This window comes from Paracidovorax wautersii, from assembly GCF_900113035.1.
Taxonomy (GTDB): domain Bacteria; phylum Pseudomonadota; class Gammaproteobacteria; order Burkholderiales; family Burkholderiaceae_C; genus Paracidovorax; species Paracidovorax wautersii.
This window is the reverse complement of sequence record NZ_FONX01000003.1, coordinates 261,971-277,859: the sequence shown is the minus strand read 5'-3', so window position 1 is coordinate 277,859 and position 15,889 is coordinate 261,971. Positions and strand designations below refer to the sequence as shown.

The 15,889-nt window shown below is 68.8% G+C and carries 12 protein-coding genes and 1 CRISPR repeat array; of the genes, 4 read left to right on the top strand and 8 right to left on the bottom strand.

Translation table 11 applies throughout. The features are described 5' to 3' along the window. Positions 1-6 precede the first annotated feature (6 nt). A CRISPR array of direct repeats spans positions 7-310; the repeat unit is 33 nt; unit sequence GTTTCAACCCACGCGCCCGCACGGGGCGCGACC. A gap of 194 nt (positions 311-504) precedes the next feature. From cas2 to BM070_RS06185, 7 genes are read right to left on the bottom strand one after another with little or no spacing between them, the layout of a single operon-like run. Further along, positions 505-795 carry a CRISPR-associated endonuclease Cas2 gene (cas2, locus tag BM070_RS06215; RefSeq protein WP_092938614.1) on the bottom strand — a complete coding sequence of 97 codons (291 nt, stop codon included), beginning with the start codon at positions 793-795 and terminating at the stop codon, positions 505-507. A gap of 24 nt (positions 796-819) precedes the next feature. Continuing rightward, positions 820-1,860 (bottom strand): type I-C CRISPR-associated endonuclease Cas1c, encoded by a 1,041-nt coding sequence (gene cas1c, locus BM070_RS06210; protein WP_092938611.1) that lies wholly within the window; start codon positions 1,858-1,860, stop codon positions 820-822. Beyond that, positions 1,845-2,534, bottom strand: coding sequence for a CRISPR-associated protein Cas4 (cas4, locus tag BM070_RS06205; RefSeq protein ID WP_092938609.1), 690 nt, complete (start codon positions 2,532-2,534; stop codon positions 1,845-1,847). The genes cas1c and cas4 overlap by 16 nt, the downstream gene beginning before the upstream one ends. Before the next feature lie 32 nt (positions 2,535-2,566). Beyond that, entirely contained in the window at positions 2,567-3,463 is an 897-nt protein-coding gene (gene cas7c / locus BM070_RS06200) for a type I-C CRISPR-associated protein Cas7/Csd2 (RefSeq protein ID WP_092938607.1), read from the bottom strand. Next, complete coding sequence (gene cas8c / locus BM070_RS06195; RefSeq protein ID WP_092938605.1) at positions 3,460-5,319, bottom strand: type I-C CRISPR-associated protein Cas8c/Csd1; 1,860 nt, start codon at positions 5,317-5,319, stop codon at positions 3,460-3,462. The genes cas7c and cas8c overlap by 4 nt, the downstream gene beginning before the upstream one ends. Beyond that, positions 5,316-5,990, bottom strand: coding sequence for a type I-C CRISPR-associated protein Cas5c (cas5c, locus tag BM070_RS06190; RefSeq protein ID WP_092938603.1), 675 nt, complete (start codon positions 5,988-5,990; stop codon positions 5,316-5,318). Before cas5c ends, cas8c begins: the two co-directional genes overlap by 4 nt. A gap of 52 nt (positions 5,991-6,042) precedes the next feature. Continuing rightward, on the bottom strand, positions 6,043-8,370 hold the full coding sequence (locus BM070_RS06185; protein ID WP_245785119.1) for a CRISPR-associated endonuclease Cas3'': 2,328 nt from the start codon (positions 8,368-8,370) through the stop codon (positions 6,043-6,045). Positions 8,371-8,652: 282 nt separating this feature from the next. On the opposite strand from BM070_RS06185, the gene BM070_RS06180 reads away from it, so the two are divergent. The 4 genes from BM070_RS06180 to BM070_RS06165 all read left to right on the top strand — a co-directional run bounded on the left by BM070_RS06180 (position 8,653) and on the right by BM070_RS06165 (position 13,895). Further along, the gene (locus tag BM070_RS06180; protein WP_092938599.1) at positions 8,653-10,197 is read left to right on the top strand and encodes a Do family serine endopeptidase; all 1,545 of its coding nucleotides are present in this window, start codon (positions 8,653-8,655) and stop codon (positions 10,195-10,197) included. Positions 10,198-10,402: 205 nt separating this feature from the next. After that, positions 10,403-11,062, top strand: a complete 660-nt coding sequence (locus BM070_RS06175) for a response regulator (RefSeq protein ID WP_092938597.1) — start codon at positions 10,403-10,405, stop codon at positions 11,060-11,062. Continuing rightward, complete coding sequence (locus BM070_RS06170; RefSeq protein WP_092938595.1) at positions 11,059-12,510, top strand: ATP-binding protein; 1,452 nt, start codon at positions 11,059-11,061, stop codon at positions 12,508-12,510. The genes BM070_RS06175 and BM070_RS06170 overlap by 4 nt, the downstream gene beginning before the upstream one ends. Continuing rightward, positions 12,507-13,895 carry a phospholipase D-like domain-containing protein gene (locus tag BM070_RS06165; protein ID WP_092938593.1) on the top strand — a complete coding sequence of 463 codons (1,389 nt, stop codon included), beginning with the start codon at positions 12,507-12,509 and terminating at the stop codon, positions 13,893-13,895. Before BM070_RS06170 ends, BM070_RS06165 begins: the two co-directional genes overlap by 4 nt. A 904-nt stretch (positions 13,896-14,799) precedes the next feature. On the opposite strand, the gene BM070_RS06155 is transcribed toward BM070_RS06165, so the two are convergent. Beyond that, positions 14,800-15,846, bottom strand: coding sequence for an alpha/beta hydrolase (locus tag BM070_RS06155; protein ID WP_092938589.1), 1,047 nt, complete (start codon positions 15,844-15,846; stop codon positions 14,800-14,802). Between the last annotated feature and the right edge of the window lie 43 nt (positions 15,847-15,889).

The window sequence follows — 15,889 nt, the reverse complement described above, 5'->3', positions numbered from 1 at the left end:
TTGTCCGTTTCAACCCACGCGCCCGCACGGGGCGCGACCCGCGCACGCTGCTGGCCGGGTTGGGCTGCCCGAACGTTTCAACCCACGCGCCCGCACGGGGCGCGACCCACTGCCGCGGGATCGTTGCGCCAGACAGGATCGTTTCAACCCACGCGCCCGCACGGGGCGCGACCGGTGCAGGGGCGAAGGCCGCTGGCTCTCCAACCAAGTTTCAACCCACGCGCCCGCACGGGGCGCGACCGTATGCGCCGGCCGCCGTGCTGACGCATCCCGGTCGGTTTCAACCCACGCGCCCGCACGGGGCGCGACCCGCGTCTTTATAACTGCCCGCGTTCATTCGCTAAATCCCCGCTTTTCAGCGAACCGGAGCGACCTTGCCTCTGCTTTCGGCGAAGGCCGGCGCTGTCGATCGAGATTCTTCGGGAAATCAAGGAGTTACCGCTCTGCGAACCGCGCCTGGAAGGCGGCAGTCGCTTCCGGTTCGCAGGCGCTGGGGATAGGTTGTCAGAGAACCAGCGGGCCGTTGAGGTCCAGCACCGGCTTGGCGCCGACGTGCTCGACTTTGCTTTGCCAGTGCTGGCCCAAATAGTAGAAGCGCAGGCTGTCCTGGCTGGGGTCGATGATCTGGGTCAGGCGGGCTTTCAGCGCGACCCACTGGGCAGTATCCACCTCGATCTCGAAGACGGAGAACTGTACGCGCTGGCCGAAGTCCAGGCAGGCCTTGGCGATCTGGCGCAGGCGGCGGGCACCGGCTTTGTCTTGCGATCGGACGTCGTAGCTCACCAGGACCATCATGGCGCGTCGCTTTCCTTCTTCTTGCTACTTCCAGAGGAACGGTGGGTAGGCGTCCAGGTCGCCGCGCAGATGGCGAGCGAGCAGTTGGGCCTGGATGAACGGGAACAGGCCGATGGGCGCTTTTTCTTCCAGGAACACGTGCCGCAGCTCTTCGCGCTTGCGCTCCTGGTACGCGGTGAGGACGGTCTTGCGGGATTCCTCGCGCAGCAGCACGGCGCCGTTGTCCAGGGTCTGGAAATCGCGTTCGCCGATCTGCCTCAGGTTGATGAGCGACAGGGCCAGGCGGTCGGCCATCAGGGGGCGGAATTCTTCCAGCAGGTCCAGCGCCAGGCTGGGCCGGCCGGGGCGGTCGCGGTGCAGAAAACCCACAGCGGGGTCCAGCCCCACGCTTTCCAGCGCGGAGCGGCAGTCGTGCGTGACCAGGGTGTACAGAAACGATAGCAGTGCGTTGACGGCATCGAGTGGCGGCCTGCGGCTGCGGCCGGTGAAGCGCATGGCGGGCTCCTGCGCGCGCACCAGATGGTCGAAGACGCCGAAGTACGCCTGAGCCGCTTCGCCTTCGTAGCCGCGCAGCAGATCCACGGACTGCTCGGGCGACAGCTGGCGCGCGATGCGTTCCAGCCGGGTGTGGGCGTGCTGCAGCGCGGCTTCGTTCTCGGCCTCCAGCTTGCCGCCGTGATCGCGCAGCGCCCGGCCCAGCACGGCGCGCTGGTTGTGCAGCTTGCCCTGCAGCAGGTTGCAGACGATGGCAGAGCACCGGGCCGGGTCGTCGCTGGCACGGTACTGCTGCCGGCGCAGCAGCACGTTGCCGGAGACAGGGCCTTCCACGCGGGCCAGGAACTTGCCGTTCGGCGTGAGAAAGCAGGTGGTGATGCCTTGCTCCGCGCAGTAGCCCAGCAGCGGCGGCGACACCAGCACCCTGCCGAAGCACACCAGGCTTTCCAGCATGTGGACGGGCAGACGGGCGCGCACCTGCTGCTCGACCTCCATGACGATATTGGCGCCGTCCTTGTGCAGCCAGGCGCCCTCGGTGGTGACGTAGAGCGTGTTCAGTTGCCGTCGCATGTGCCGCGCTCCTCGCCGCCTTCATGGTTGCCGTTGTCGTTGCGATCGCTCTTGAGCTGCCGCGCCAGCCAGGCATTGACGCCGGTGCGGCGCTGCAGCAGCCGGGGCTGGCATAGATCGATGAGCGAGCAGGCGTCGCAGCGCCGGGCGCTGTATTCGGCCGTCGGGGTGATGCCGGCATCCAGCATGGCCCGGGTGGCGGCGATGGTGTCCAGCGTCAGGCGGCGCAGTTCGGCGTCGAACACCACGTCGGTGCGGCGGCGGGTGGCGCCGTAGAAGAGTGCGCCTTGCGGCACGGGCTGGTCCAGCATGTCTTCCAGGCAGAGGGCCTGGCTGCACAGCTGCACCTCGTCCGCCCGGTGGGCCTTGGGCCGGCCGCGCTTGTATTCGACCGGGAAGGCTTGTTCACCGTCGGGCCCATCATGCAGCTCCACCACGTCGGCAATGCCGCCGAGGCGCAGGCCGGCATGTGCCAGGGGCAGCGCCGTGATGGTGCGCACGCCGCGGCGGCGTTCGCCGCGCGGCTTGTCGGCCTGTTCGTGCAGTACCCGGCCCTCGGCCGTGTGACGGCTTTCGGCCCACTGCTGCTCCACATGGATGAGCGCGCATTGGCGCGGGCAGTAGAGGTAGTGCTGCAGGGCCGAAAGGGGCAGATAGTCCTCGTCCCCATCCATGGCGTCTGCTCCGGTTCCTGGCGGCCTTGGGGTCAGAGGCGTTCGCGGACCGACACGCCCGCAGGAATGGCGGCATGGTCGATGCTGACGCGGTAGTCCGCGAAACGGCGCGGTGCGGCGGCGTCCGCTTCGGGCTGCGAGCGCTCGACCTTCACGGCATCGAACAGCACATGCGCGGGCGCGTTGCCCATGGCGCTTTCGTGCTCGAAGACGATGAGCTTGCGCGCTGCCATCTCGCCGCGTGCGGCGGAGCGGTCGTGCTCGAACATGTTGAGGAGCGCGTTCCAGAAGAGATCCAGGTCCGCCGGCGAGAAGCCCGTGCGCTCGGCCAGCTTGGCCGAGATGAAGCCGTGGGCACGGTAGAGGCCATAGGGAATGATGTGCTTGCGGCCCATGGTGCGGTTGTCGCCGCTCTGGGCTTCGGCCTCTTTCTCGGTGGTGACGGCCATGCGGGTGATGGAGATCTCCAGCGGCACCACCGGGTCGATGGAGGTGGCGAAGGCCATCTGCACGGGGCCACGCACCTGGCCGGCGTTCACGCCCGTGGTCATCACGGCGCCGAAGGTGCGCACGTCGAAGAAGTTGGCGCACATCCAGGCGGTGATCTCGCGGGCCTTGGCTTCGTCCTTGGGCAGCTTCTTGAACTGCTCCTTGGCATCGGGCGGAATGCCGAGCGCTTCCCACGCCTTCTGGTGCTGCTGGTTGAGCACGGCCTTTTCCTGCATGTAGATCGCATGGCCGGGCGTGTCTTCCTTGTCCAGGCTCACGAAGTTGCGGATCTTGCGCTTGAGGCACACATCGGTCACCAGCCCGCGGTTGGTTTCCGGGTCCAGGCGTGGCAGGTTGCCGGCGTCCGGGTCGCCGTTGGGGTTGCCGTTGGTGATGTCGAACAGATAGACGAATTCGTAGCGGTGGGCGATGGCGGTCATGCGGAGGCTCCCTCGGTGGTGTCTGCGTTGGAATCGGTGGCGGTGCTGTCTTCGCCCTTCATGAAGCGGTTTTGGGACTGGTGGTAGTAGCCGATGGCGAAGCGGCCCTGGTCCTCGATGCGCAGGCTGCGGGGGAACTGCTCCGGCAGGCCATCGACGATCTCGCGGATGTCTTTTTCCAGGTTCACGGCCAGGCCGGGCTTGTCCTTGCGCAGCTTGCCCAGGTGGTTCTGGGTGTTGCGCAGCAGCACGGGGAAGACTGATGCGGGAGTGGCCGATGCGGCGCCGTAGTAGCGGTCGCGGATGGTGGCGTTGACCTGGCCGCCCAGGGCGCTGCGCTGCACCGCCTCCAGCACCGCGAAGAGGCGGCCCAGCCGGTAGCCCGGGTTGGTGGATTGCTTGTCGAGACTCACGGGAACCTCCTCTGTGACGTTGTTTGTTGCGGTAGCTTCGGCAAGCCGCCCGGAGCGTGCCAATACAGCCTTGCAGATCGCTACGCGTACCTCCGACAGGTCGCCGTCGGCGCGCATACGCATCAGCGTGTTGGCCAGTAGGCTTCCGGGGTAGCGGTGGCCTTGCAGGATGGATCGCATCAGTTCTCCGGCCAATTGCGGCGGCACGTCTTCGGCTTTGGCGCGGCCGTCTCGTGACGGGGCGGTGGCCAGCACCAGACGCCACAGCGATGGCATGACCTTCCAGCGTGCAGGTTGAAGACTCAAGTCGCGCGCATGCCAGGCCACGTTTTGCGCCAAGGCTCCCAGCGTGTTCGCCGTCCAGAATCGGATGGAGAGGCGCGATGCGTTGGGCGCGAGGCCAAGTACGTAGATGCGTGTGGTCTCGCTGAGGCGTGGGTCTATTTCGCGCAGCGGCCGGCCTAGGACGAGCTTTTCAAGTGCGAGGCGCAGCGCGCCGGACTCCTGCGCGTCCGTCGGGGCTTCGTCCCATTCCCAGGTGGCGGTCAATAAGGATTCAGCGGCCTGCGCTTCATCTTCGCTGGCGGCCTCGGCCCAGAACACCACGGTGGCATCGCCCATCTGAAGCCGCTGGCGATTGTTATCGCCTCGGCGCAGCAGATGGTTGAGTACAGTGGTGTATGCGAAAGCGGCTTGAACGGAGATAGGAGCATTTGCACCTGTGTTGTTCTCTTTCTTTGCGGACAAAGCCTTGAGGTTGGATCCTCGGTAAGACAGATAAGCATCGTCGTTGAACGACGCTATGGACGCACCATTTGTCTGAGATCCGAGAACGCCCTTAATTGACGCATGCAAGCGTGCAAGTGTGGCCCGTTCCCCAGTCACCAAACATGTTCCAAGCAAGGCGTCTTCTTCCTGTGAGGCAAGAAGTGTCGCTCGCACCTTCTGCGCAGCCGGGCGTTCGTGCAGATAGGCTTTCTCGCCATCCAGCCGGAAGACCACATTGGTATCCAGCATCTCTTCCGTGAACGGCGCAGCGGCGAAGCGCTCGGGGCTCCAACTCGACAGGAAGGCGAGGAATGCCTTGAGCCCTGCGTCGTCAGTGCCCGCCAGGCTTTGCTGGTGCAGCGCCTTGAAGGCTTCGTGCTCCTTGTCCGCGCGTTTGCTGGTGGCGCTGGCGCCCAGCACGTAGCTGGTCTTGTCCCAGAGAAAGTTCGACTTGATGCCCACCGTGCGCTTTTCCGGCTGCGGCACGTTCATCAGGCGCGGCAGGGGCTTCTTGCCCGAGGTGTCGCGGATGTCGTTCACATCCACCACGCGGCCATCGGGCGCCAGCAGGATTTCGTAGCTGATCTTCTCGGGGCTGTAGCCGAAGGGCGAGAGACCCTCCTCACCGCGGGCCAGCAGGCGCTGGTAGTAGGTGGCCAGGGCCTGCAGGATCATGATTTCACCTCCTCGCTGTGCCAGGGCGGCACCTCGATCACGCCGCCCACCATCTGCGCCCGGAAGAAGCGGGGCGCCATGCCGCGGTCGAAATCGATGTCGTGCAGCGTCCAGCCCAGATCGCGTGGCTCCAGCAGGCTTTCATGCGGAGACGGTATCGGGTCGCCTTCTTCCAGCAGCGCAAAGCTGGCCGGGAACTCCCGCACGCCCATGCACGGCTGCTGAAAGCACTGCCCCTTGCGGGCACGGCGATTGAAGATATCCAGATGCTTGCCCACCGAATCGTCGGGCCCGGCCTTGGCCGTCAGCTCGAAGTGCGCTTCGATCACATAGGCCACATCGCGCAGGATGGTCGCGGCGCGCTGCTGGCGGTCTTCATCAACGTAGTTCGCCAGGCCGGCCGGCGTGCCAGCCTTCATGGCCTTGGCGACGCTGGCGGGGGAGAGCTTGCCCCCCACTTCGTTGCGCCGGATGGACTCGAAGCGGATGGGCTTGAGCACGTGAATGCGGTCGATGGACCAGCGGATGGCGGGCTTCCAGTGGATCGCATCCAGGATGCCGCGGGCGGCGGAAGGGGTGATGGCGTCGTAACTCACACGCTCCACCTTCATCTCGGGCCGGGTGAAGCAGGCGCGGTCACCCCATATCTTCAATTTCACTCCATAGGCCATAGCCTCTCCCTATTGTGGAAGGTGATCATCCGCTGGCTTTCCTACGCCAGTCTTACCAATTCAAGCGTTCGCTGTGAATGAACGTGGGGTTGTCCCAGTGCAGTCCGAACCGTGGGTGGTAGAGATCCATGTGCGTCAACACCATGAATTGGTCCCCCCACTTTCCCGGTGCCACCGGCTCTATGGCCCGGGCCTGGTACAGCGCATCGAACCCTTGCCGTGGCAACTGCACCAGATACGGCTGCAGCTTGCGTGCCAGTCCCACGCTGCCTTCGGCGAACCGCAGCTGCTCCAGCGCATCCCTGGCTTCGTCGTCATACGGCACGACCACCGGCATCTGCACGCTGTCGATCATGCGGAACTTCGTCGCCAGGGTCTCCATCGGCAGGCTTTCGGGCCGGCTGGCCTCGAGCAGGCCCATGAGGTCCGGCGCGTCGAGTTCCTTGCTGCCCTTTTGCCAGTACAGCTGGGCGAAGTAGCGGGTGATGGCGTCGGGCGAGAGCGGGGCGTGGGAGCACTGGCGTAGCACCTCGCGGGCGGTCTGTGCGTATTGCTTCAGTTCGGGCGGCGGCGCCCAGTCTTCGTTGGCATTGGCGAACACCAGCACCTCGCTGGCGTCGGGACTCCTGCGGCCTTCGCGGTTGCAGCGGCCGGCGGCCTGGGCGATGGAGTCCAGACCGGCTTCGGCGCGCAGCACGGCGGGGAAATCGACATCGACGCCGGCTTCGATCAGGCTGGTGCTGACGACACGGCAGGGCTGGCCCGCCTTGAGCATCTGCCGGATCTCGTTCAGCACTTCGCTGCGGTGCTTCGCGCACATCAGCGTGGTCAGGTGCCGCGCGCCGGGCAGGTCGGCCATGGCTTCATACAAGGCCCGGGCATGGCGGCGGTTGTTGACGATGCACAGCACCTGCTCGCGCTCGCGCATGTGCCCGGCCAGGGCCGCGTCGTCCAGCGTGCCGATGTGGCGCACGCGCACCCGTTCCAGCTGCTGGAACAGCCGAGTGGGTTCGGGCGCCAGTTCGCGCACGCCCGTCAGTCCGCCATCGAATGCGGGGGCCTCCAGCGCCGGCTGGGTGGCGGTGCAGAGCACCACGCTCGCGCGGTAGTTGCGTGCCAGCTCGTCGATGGTGGCGACGCAGGGCTTGAGCAGCTTGAGCGGCATGGTCTGCGCCTCGTCCAGCACGACGACGCTGCCCGCGATGTTGTGCAGCTTGCGGCACTGCGAGGGCCGTGCGGCGAAGAGGCTTTCGAAGAACTGCACGGCCGTGGTGACGATGATGGGCGCGTCCCAGTTCTCCATGGCCAGGCGCAGCTTCTGGGCCGATTGGTATTTCTCCGGGTCGTCGCGGGGCGGCTGGCGTTCGGTGAAGGCGCTGTGGTGCTCCAGCACGGCGGCATCGCCCAGCGGGCCCAGGGCCTTGCGGAACACGGCAGCGTTCTGCTCGACGATGCTGGTGAACGGGATCACGAAGATCACGCGCCGCAGCCCGTGGCGGATGGCGTGGTCCAGCGCAAAGGCGAGCGAAGCCAGGGTCTTGCCGCCGCCCGTGGGCACCGTCAGCGAAAAGAGGCCCGGCCGGTGCTCGGCGCCCTGGCGAACCTGGCGCAGGATGTCGGCGCGCAGCCGGTTCACGTCGCTATCGGCCTTGAATTGGCCCAGGTAGTGGTCGAGCTGCTCGCGCAAGGCCGTCAGTGGCGGATGGGCCGGGCCGGCGTTGCGATGGTCCGGGTCGCCCTGGGACTGGAGGTAGAAGCGCTCGGTATCGATGAAGTCTGCATCCACCAGGCAGGAAAACAGCATGCGCGACAGAAACGCCAGCTGGAAGGGCTGCCGGTCTTTGGCCTCTTGCAGGTTCTTGCCATACAGCTGGAAACCTGCGGGTGCCCCCAGCTTGGCGGGCAGGGTGATGTCTTTTTCCCAGGCCGTATCCAGCGGTGGCAGGTCTGTGCCAGCCAGCCGGTCCGCGAGTGCCGTGCGTTCGCCTTCACCTTCTCCGTTGGCCAGGCCCGCGTGGTGCCCCGCGATGCCGTAGGCCAGCACGCGGCCCATGGTGCCCAGGCGTTCTTGGGCGATGCGGGCGCCCCAGGTGGAATGGTCCACGCGCACGGGGCTGCCGCGCAGCCGTGCCTGGAAGGCCTCGGTGTATTTGCCCAGATCGTGCAGCCAGCCCATCGCCTGGGCCAGTTCCCTGGCATGGAACGCGGCGGCGGATTCGCCGGCCATGCGGCCCACGGCGTGCAGGTGATCGGGCAGCGTCTGCCAGCGGCTCTCTGGCTGGCCTTGGACCGAATGCGCGTAGAAATCCGCTGGGCTGGACGTGCCGGCGGATGCCGGGGCCCGTATTGCCTCGGGCGTGTCGTCGTCTTCTTCTGTCAACGCTATTCCCTCCCCCATTGGTTCACAGACAGAGGCCGCGCTCTGCTCCCAGGCGTGTAGGGGGGCGCGTCGCGTTGCATTGTGGACAAGGGGCCGGGGCGTGTCACTGGAGGCCGGCACCGAGGAGGGAATTCCCTGACCGAGATCAAGCAGCGATAGGGCTTCTGCGGAGCGCGAGGCCCCGCGCCCCCTGCGATTGTGTGTCCGATCGCAACCCTAAGCCTTGTCTAAGTCTCCTTTCGCACACTCCCTGCCATGCAACAACCCACCGAAAGGTCTGCCATGAATTCCATCCTCTCCACTCCTCGCCGCCTGACGCTGGCGCTGGTCGCGGCCGGTGCCATTGGCGCCACCGGTGCCGGGCTGGTCACCAACATGCGGCCGGGGCATGCCGAGCAGCCGCCCGCGCAGGTCACGGCTGCCGTGCCCACGGCGCCGATCAGCGGCGGCGGCGTGGCCATGCCCGATTTCGCCCAGATCACCGCGCGCAACGGTGCTGCGGTGGTGAACATCAGCGTGGTGGGCACCACCAAGACGTCCGACGAGGGGGATGACGGCGACGATGCCAGCGCCGCCTCTGCGCAGCAGCGCGGCATGCAGGGCATGGACCCGGACGACCCCTTCTTCCAGTTCTTCAAGCGCTTCGGCTTCCCCGGCGCGGGTGCCGGCGGCGGCATGCCGCAGCAGCGCAACGTGCCCATGCGCGGCGAGGGCTCGGGCTTCATCGTCAGCCCCGACGGCGTGATCCTGACCAACGCCCACGTGGTCAAGGGCGCCAGCAGCGTGACGGTGAAGCTGACCGACCGCCGCGAGTTCCGCGCCAAGGTGCTGGGCTCCGATCCCAAGACCGACATCGCCGTGCTGAAGATCAACGCCAAGGATCTGCCGGTGGTGCAGCTGGGCAGCACCAAGAACCTGGCCGTGGGCGAATGGGTGCTGGCCATCGGCTCGCCCTTCGGCTTCGAGAACAGCGTGACCGCCGGCGTGGTGAGCGCCAAGGGCCGTGCGCTGCCCGACGACAGCTTCGTGCCCTTCATCCAGACCGACGTGGCGGTGAACCCGGGCAACTCCGGCGGCCCGCTCTTCAATACGCGCGGCCAGGTCGTGGGCATCAACTCGCAGATCTACAGCCGCTCGGGCGGCTACCAGGGCGTGTCGTTCGCCATTCCGATCGAGGTGGCCGAGCGGGTGAAGGACCAGATCATGGCGACCGGCAAGGCCAGCCATGCGCGGCTGGGCGTGTCGGTGCAGGAGGTGAACCAGGCCTTCGCCGATTCGTTCCAGCTGCCCAAGCCCGAAGGCGCGCTGGTGGCGGGCGTGGAGCCCGGCGGGCCGGCCGACAAGGCGGGGCTGAAGTCGGGCGACGTGATCCTCAGCATCAACGGCCAGCCGATCGTGGCGTCGGGCGACCTGCCGGCCTTCGTGGGCCAGGCCGCGCCGGGCACCAAGGCGACGATGGAAATCTGGCGCCGTGGCAAGCAGGAAGAGCTGGTCGCCACGCTGGGTGACGTGAACGACAAGAAGGCATCGCAGGTGGCCGACGCCAGCCAGGCCGTGGGCAAGGGCCAGCTGGGCCTGGCGCTGCGCCCGCTGCAGCCGCAGGAGCGGCGCGATTCCGGCATCGAGACCGGCCTGGTGATCGAGCAGGTGCGGGGCCCGGCGGCGCTGGCCGGCGTGGAGCCGGGCGACGTGCTGCTGGCCATCAACGGCACGCCGGCCAAGAGCCTGGACCAGGTGCGCGAAGCCGTGGCCAAGTCGGGCAAGTCGGTGGCGCTGCTGATCGAGCGCGACGGCAACCGCATCTTCGTGCCCGTGCAGCTGGGTTGATTCAGCCAGAGGCGTAGGGCAGCAGGGCAGGGCGGCGCGCTGCGGGGTCGTGTCCCCGCAGGGCCGTGGGCTGCCGCTATGCTTGGCGGTATGCCGCCGCCCATCCCACGCCCTGCCGTCTCGCGCTGCCCCGCACGCCGCCGTGCCGGCGCCCTGACCGGCGCGGCGGCGGCTTTCGTGTCCTGCATCCCCTCGGAGTTGCCGCATGCGCCTGCTGCTGGTTGAAGACGACACCATGATCGGCGAGGCCGTGCACGACCTGCTGCGCGCCGAGCATTACGCGGTGGACTGGGCCCGCGATGGCGCCATGGCCGATTCCGCCCTGCGCACCCAGGCCTACGACCTGGTGCTGCTGGACCTGGGCCTGCCGCGCCGCGACGGCCTGGCCGTGCTGCGCGACCTGCGCGCCCGCAAGGACCGCACGCCGGTGCTGATCGCCACCGCCCGCGACGCCGTGTCCGAGCGCGTGCAGGGCCTGGACGCCGGCGCCGACGACTACCTGCTCAAGCCCTACGACATGGACGAGCTGCTGGCCCGCATCCGCGCGCTCACCCGCCGCGCCGCGGGGCGTGCCGAGCCGGCCTACGAACACCAGGGCGTGGTCATCCACCCCGCGACCCGCGAAGTCACCGTGGGCGGCCAGCCCGTGGTGCTGTCGGCCCGCGAATGGGCCGTGCTGGAAGCGCTGCTGGCCCGCCCGGGCGCCGTGCTCTCGCGCCAGCAGCTCGAAGAAAAGCTCTACGGCTGGAACGACGAGATCAGCAGCAACGCGGTGGAGGTCTATATCCACGGCCTGCGCAAGAAGCTGGGCGCCGAGCTGGTGCTGAACGTGCGCGGCGTGGGCTACATGGTGCCCAAGGCATGACGGCGGATTCCGCCGAACGCTCCAAGCCGTCGTCCTCTGGCGGCACCGCCCCGCGCGCATCGTCGCCGTCGTCTTCTTCGTCGTCGCTGCGCGCGCGGCTGCTGTGGTTTCTGCTCGCGGCCATCGCCCTCGCGGCGCTGGCGCAGATCGGCCTGGCCTACCGCGCCGCGCTGGACGAGGCCGACGTGCTGTTCGACTACCACATGCAGCAGACCGTCCAGGCGCTGCGGCCGGGCCTGCCCTCCCTGCCTTCGGGCGCCGCGCAGCTGCTGCCCGGCGAGCGGGAGAACCATGAATTCGTGGTGCAGGTGTGGTCTTCGAGCGGGCTGCGCGTCTATGAATCCGCCATCGGCGCCGCGCTGCCGCAACGGGCCGTGCTGGGCTTTTCCAACGTGGCGGCCAACGGCACCACCTACCGCGTGCTGTCGGTGCAGACGCAGACCCAGGTCATCCAGGTGGCGCAAGACATGGCCGCGCGCCGCTCCATGGCGCGCACGCTGGCGCTGCGCACGGCCGCGCCCATCGCGCTGCTGGCGCCGCTGCTGGCGCTGGCCGTGTGGTGGGCCGTCAGCGGATCGCTGGCGCCGGTCGAGCGCGTGCGCCGCCAGGTGGCACGCCGGCAGGCGGACGATCTCTCTCCCGTCGATGGCGATGCGCTGCCCGCCGAGGTGCGCCCGCTGGTCGATGAGCTGAACCTGCTTCTGGGCCGCGTGCAGCGCGCCTTCGAGGCGCAGCAGCATTTCGTGGCCGATGCGGCGCACGAACTGCGCTCCCCCCTGGCCGCGCTCAAGCTGCAGGTGCAGGGCCTGCAGCGCGCGCCCGACGAAGCCACGCGCGAGCGCGCCGTGGGCCGGCTGGCCGCCGGCATCGACCGCGCGACCGCCCTGGTCGAGCAGCTGCTGGCCCTGGCCCGGCAGGAAGCCAAGCTGACCGCCGGAGCCCCGCCCATCCCGGTGCCGCTCGCCGATCTGGCCCGCCAGGCCGTGGTAGACGCGGCGCTGCACGCTCAGTCCAGCGGCATCGACCTGGGGCTGGGCCGCGCCGATGCCGGCACCGTGCCCGGCCATGTGGACGCGCTGCGCATCCTGCTGCGCAACCTGATCGACAACGCCATCAAATACACGCCCGCCGGCGGCACGGTGGACGTGAGCGTGTCGCGGGCCGAGGGCGGCGACGCCCTGGTGCTGGCCGTGGAAGACAGCGGCCCCGGCATCGCCCCCGAAGACCGCGCGCAGGTGCTGGGGCGCTTCCATCGCGCCACGCAGGCCGATGCGCAGGGCCGGCCCATCGCCGGCAGCGGGCTGGGCCTTTCCATCGTGCAGACCATCGCGCGCATGCACGGCGCGGCGGTGGATCTGGGCAGCTCCGCCCGCCTGGGCGGCCTGAGCGTCAGCGTGCGCCTGCCCCTGCAGCCGGCCGCAGCGGAACGCGCGGGGGGCGGCGCATGATCCGCGTGGCGGTGCTCTCGGGCCTGAGCCATGCGGTCTTCGTGGCCGTGGGGCTGCTGATCTACGTGATGGCCACGCGCATCGGGCACCAGCGGCGCCACCCCGCGGCGGCCATGGGCTGGGTGCTGGCCATCATCGCGTTCCCGTATTTCGCCGTGCCGCTCTTCCTGCTGTTCGGCACGCGCAAGTTCGCCCGGCCCGTGCGCCGTGCGCGCGCCCCCGCCGACGCTCCGCTGCCCCCGGGCGGCCCCGCCTGGGCCCTGGAGCTGCTGGCCTGCATGGAGCTGGCACCCTCGGCGCGCAACGGCGGCGTCGAACTGCACCCCGACGGCGCCGCCGCGCTGCGCGGCCTGATGCACACCATCGAAAGCGCGGAGCGCAGCCTGGACGTCTGCACCTTCGTCTTCGGCAACGACGAGGTCGGCGAGCGTGTGGCCCAGGGCCTGCTGCGCGCCGTGCAGCGCGGCGTGGCCGTGCGCCTGCTGGTCGATGCCGTGGGCAGCCTGCACATGCCGCACCGCCTGCTGCGCGCCCTCCGGCGCGGCGGCGTGCAGGTGCAGCGCTTCATGCCCGTGCTGCACAACCCGTTGCGCGGCCGCACCAACCTGCGCAACCACCGCAAGCTGGCGGTGTCCGATGGCGCGCGGCTCTGGAGCGGCGGGCGCAACCTGGCCGTCGAATACTTTCTGGACCGCCCCGGCGAGCCGGCCTGGGTGGACCTGAGCTACGAAGCGCAGGGCCCGCTCGCCGCGCAGGCCGCGCTGCAGTTCGCCGCCGACTGGCAGGCCGCCAGCGGCCGCGCCGCGCGCACCGTGCTGCCCCGCACGCCGGTGGCAGAGCCCCAGGCCGGCCCCCTGGCCCAGTGGCTGCCCAGCGGCCCCGACCATGCCGACGACACCGTGCACGCCCTGCTGCTGGCCGGGGCCTACCACGCACGCCAGCGCATCGTGGCCTTCACGCCGTACTTCGTGCCCGACGACGCGCTGCTCGACGCCTGGTGCCTGGCCTGCCGGCGCGGCGTGCAGGTGACCCTGCTGGTGCCCGCCCGCTCCAACCACCGCCTGGCCGACTGGGCCCGCGAGCGTGCCCTGCGCGAACTGGTGGCCGCCGGCGCGCAGGTCTGGCTGGCGCCGCACATGGTGCATGCCAAGGCGGTGCTGATCGACGACGACCTGGCGATGTGCGGGTCGCTCAACCTGGATGCGCGCAGCCTGTTCCTCAACTACGAGGCGATGACGGCGTTCTATTCGCCGGCCGAGGTGCGGTGGCTGTCGGACTGGTGCGCGGCGGAGATCGGCCGGGCGCAGCGGTATCGGGCGCGCAGGCCGTCCTGGGCGAGGGATGTGGCGGAGGGGGTGGTGAGGGCTGTGGGGTTTCAGTTGTAGGGCTCTATTGCCGGGGGGGCTGGCAGGCTGATTGGCGTTCAGGGCTGATTGGGCTCTGCGGAGCGTTTGCTTTCCGGGGCCGGGTCTCGCCCCGGCGGGCGAGGTACTTTTCTTTGCTTCGCCAAAGAAAAGTACCCAAAAGAAAGGCGACCCTACTGTGCGTGTCCCTCCGCTGCGCTACGGGCAACCTGCGATGCTCGGTCGGCGGGTGCTGCCGCAGAACTCACTGCGCGCTGGCGCGCTCCGTTCAAACATGCTGCGGCAAGTCAGAGCACGAAGTGCGTGTGTCCTGCGGCACACGCACGCACCCGCCGCCCTGCGCTTCTCGGCACGCACAGAAGGGTTGGGGGAAACAGCCGGGCCATTGCTGCGCTCGGCCCTCGCACTGGGAAAGCCCAGCGCAGCGCGAAGCGCGCGCGTGCCAGGCCGAGCGAAGCAATGGCCGGTGTGCGGTTCCCCACCCCTGCTGGCTGCGCCTGCGGCGGGGCGCTTGCGGGGTGCGCATGCGCGCCTGTGCGCGCATGCCTCGTGCTCTGACTCGCCGCGGATGTCCGAACGGAGCGCGCAGCGCGCAGTGAGTTCTGCGGCGGCACCCCGCAAGCGCCCCGACGCAGGTTTGCCCCGTAGCGCCAGCGTAGGGGTCGCAGACTGGGGGTCGCCTTTTCTTTGCTTACTTTCTTTTGGCGAAGCAAAAGAAAGTGAGTGCGCCGCCGGGCGCACATCCCGGTCCCGGGAAGCAAAGCCGAATCGCAAGCTCCATTCGTCCTCGGTCAGAACAGGAAAAAACCCCGCTCCCATATCGATAGCTGTCCCCGCAATCCCCCCAAGCGCGAGCAGGCGAATCGAGCAAAAAAAGCGCCCCGGAATATCCGGAGCGCCGTGTATCACCAGCGAGGTAGCCAGCTCAGACCCGCAGCGCCTCCCGCAGCCTCTCCCCCGCATAGGCCTGCGCCTCCCGCGCCTTCTCCAGCACCGCCGCTGCCCCGAAGAACTCATGCGCCACCCCCTCGTAGTCGCGCCGCTCCACCGCCACCCCCGCTTTCTGCAGCGCGTCTTCCAGCTTGGCGCCATCGCCCCGCAGCGGATCGATGCGGGCATTGATGATCGTCACCGGCGCGAGGCCTGCCAGGTCGGCGTCGATCAGGCTCAGGCGCGGGTCGGCCAGATCGTCTTCGGAGCGCACCAGGTGGTCCACGAACCACTTCACCATCGCGCGGTTGAGCGGCTTGGCGATGGCGTTCTCGATGTACGACTCGGTGTTCAGGCTGGTCTGCGCAACGGGATAGACGCTCAGCACGTGGCGCGGCGCGGGCAGGCCGGCATCGCGGGCGGCGATGGCCGTGGCGACGGCCAGGTTGCCGCCTGCGCTTTCGCCGGCCAGCGCCAGGCGCTGCGGGTCGCCGCCCAGGGTGTCGGCATGGGTGGTCAGCCAGCGGTAGGCGGCCAGCGCGTCGTCCCAGGCGGCGGGAAAGCGGTGTTCCGGCGCCTGGCGGTAGTCCACCGAGACCACGATGGCATGCGCCTGCCGGGCGAGGCCCCGAGCGCCTCCGTCATAGACCTTGCGGTCGGCGATGACCCAGCCGCCGCCGTGGAAGTAGAGCACCACCGGCAGCGCGCCCACGGTGCCGCCTTCGGGCACATAGGCCGTGGCGGGCAGCGGGCCGGCGGCGCCGTCCACGGTGATCTCGCGGGTGGTCACGCCGGGCACCAGCTGGGCAGGGTCGGTCGGGCGGCCCTGTTCGCGCAGCAGGTGGTTCACGGCGTCGGCCACCGTGGGCTGACGGCGGGCCTCGGCCACTTCCAGCTTCTCGATGGCCTTGGGCTGAAGCGCTTCGTGCGCCTTGTAGAGCGCCTGCTGGTCGTCGTCCGCGCGCACGGCGGCGATCGCGTTGGAGACGGCGTTGAGGATGGGGTTGGGCTGGCCGTGGCCGTTGTCTTGGTCGCTGCTCATGGGAAAGAGTCCTTTGCTGGGGAAGGCCTGTGGCCGGTACGAG

Excerpts from the sequence above, each read along its gene's own strand:
- cas2 (WP_092938614.1), bottom strand. The coding sequence starts at position 795 with ATGATGGTCCTGGTGAGCTACGACGTCCGATCGCAAGACAAAGCCGGT.
- cas1c (WP_092938611.1), bottom strand. The coding sequence starts at position 1,860 with ATGCGACGGCAACTGAACACGCTCTACGTCACCACCGAGGGCGCCTGG.
- cas4 (WP_092938609.1), bottom strand. The coding sequence starts at position 2,534 with ATGGATGGGGACGAGGACTATCTGCCCCTTTCGGCCCTGCAGCACTAC.
- cas7c (WP_092938607.1), bottom strand. The coding sequence starts at position 3,463 with ATGACCGCCATCGCCCACCGCTACGAATTCGTCTATCTGTTCGACATC.
- cas8c (WP_092938605.1), bottom strand. The coding sequence starts at position 5,319 with ATGATCCTGCAGGCCCTGGCCACCTACTACCAGCGCCTGCTGGCCCGC.
- cas5c (WP_092938603.1), bottom strand. The coding sequence starts at position 5,990 with ATGGCCTATGGAGTGAAATTGAAGATATGGGGTGACCGCGCCTGCTTC.
- BM070_RS06180 (WP_092938599.1), top strand. The coding sequence starts at position 8,653 with ATGAATTCCATCCTCTCCACTCCTCGCCGCCTGACGCTGGCGCTGGTC.
- BM070_RS06175 (WP_092938597.1), top strand. The coding sequence starts at position 10,403 with ATGCGCCTGCTGCTGGTTGAAGACGACACCATGATCGGCGAGGCCGTG.
- BM070_RS06170 (WP_092938595.1), top strand. The coding sequence starts at position 11,059 with ATGACGGCGGATTCCGCCGAACGCTCCAAGCCGTCGTCCTCTGGCGGC.
- BM070_RS06165 (WP_092938593.1), top strand. The coding sequence starts at position 12,507 with ATGATCCGCGTGGCGGTGCTCTCGGGCCTGAGCCATGCGGTCTTCGTG.
- BM070_RS06155 (WP_092938589.1), bottom strand. The coding sequence starts at position 15,846 with ATGAGCAGCGACCAAGACAACGGCCACGGCCAGCCCAACCCCATCCTC.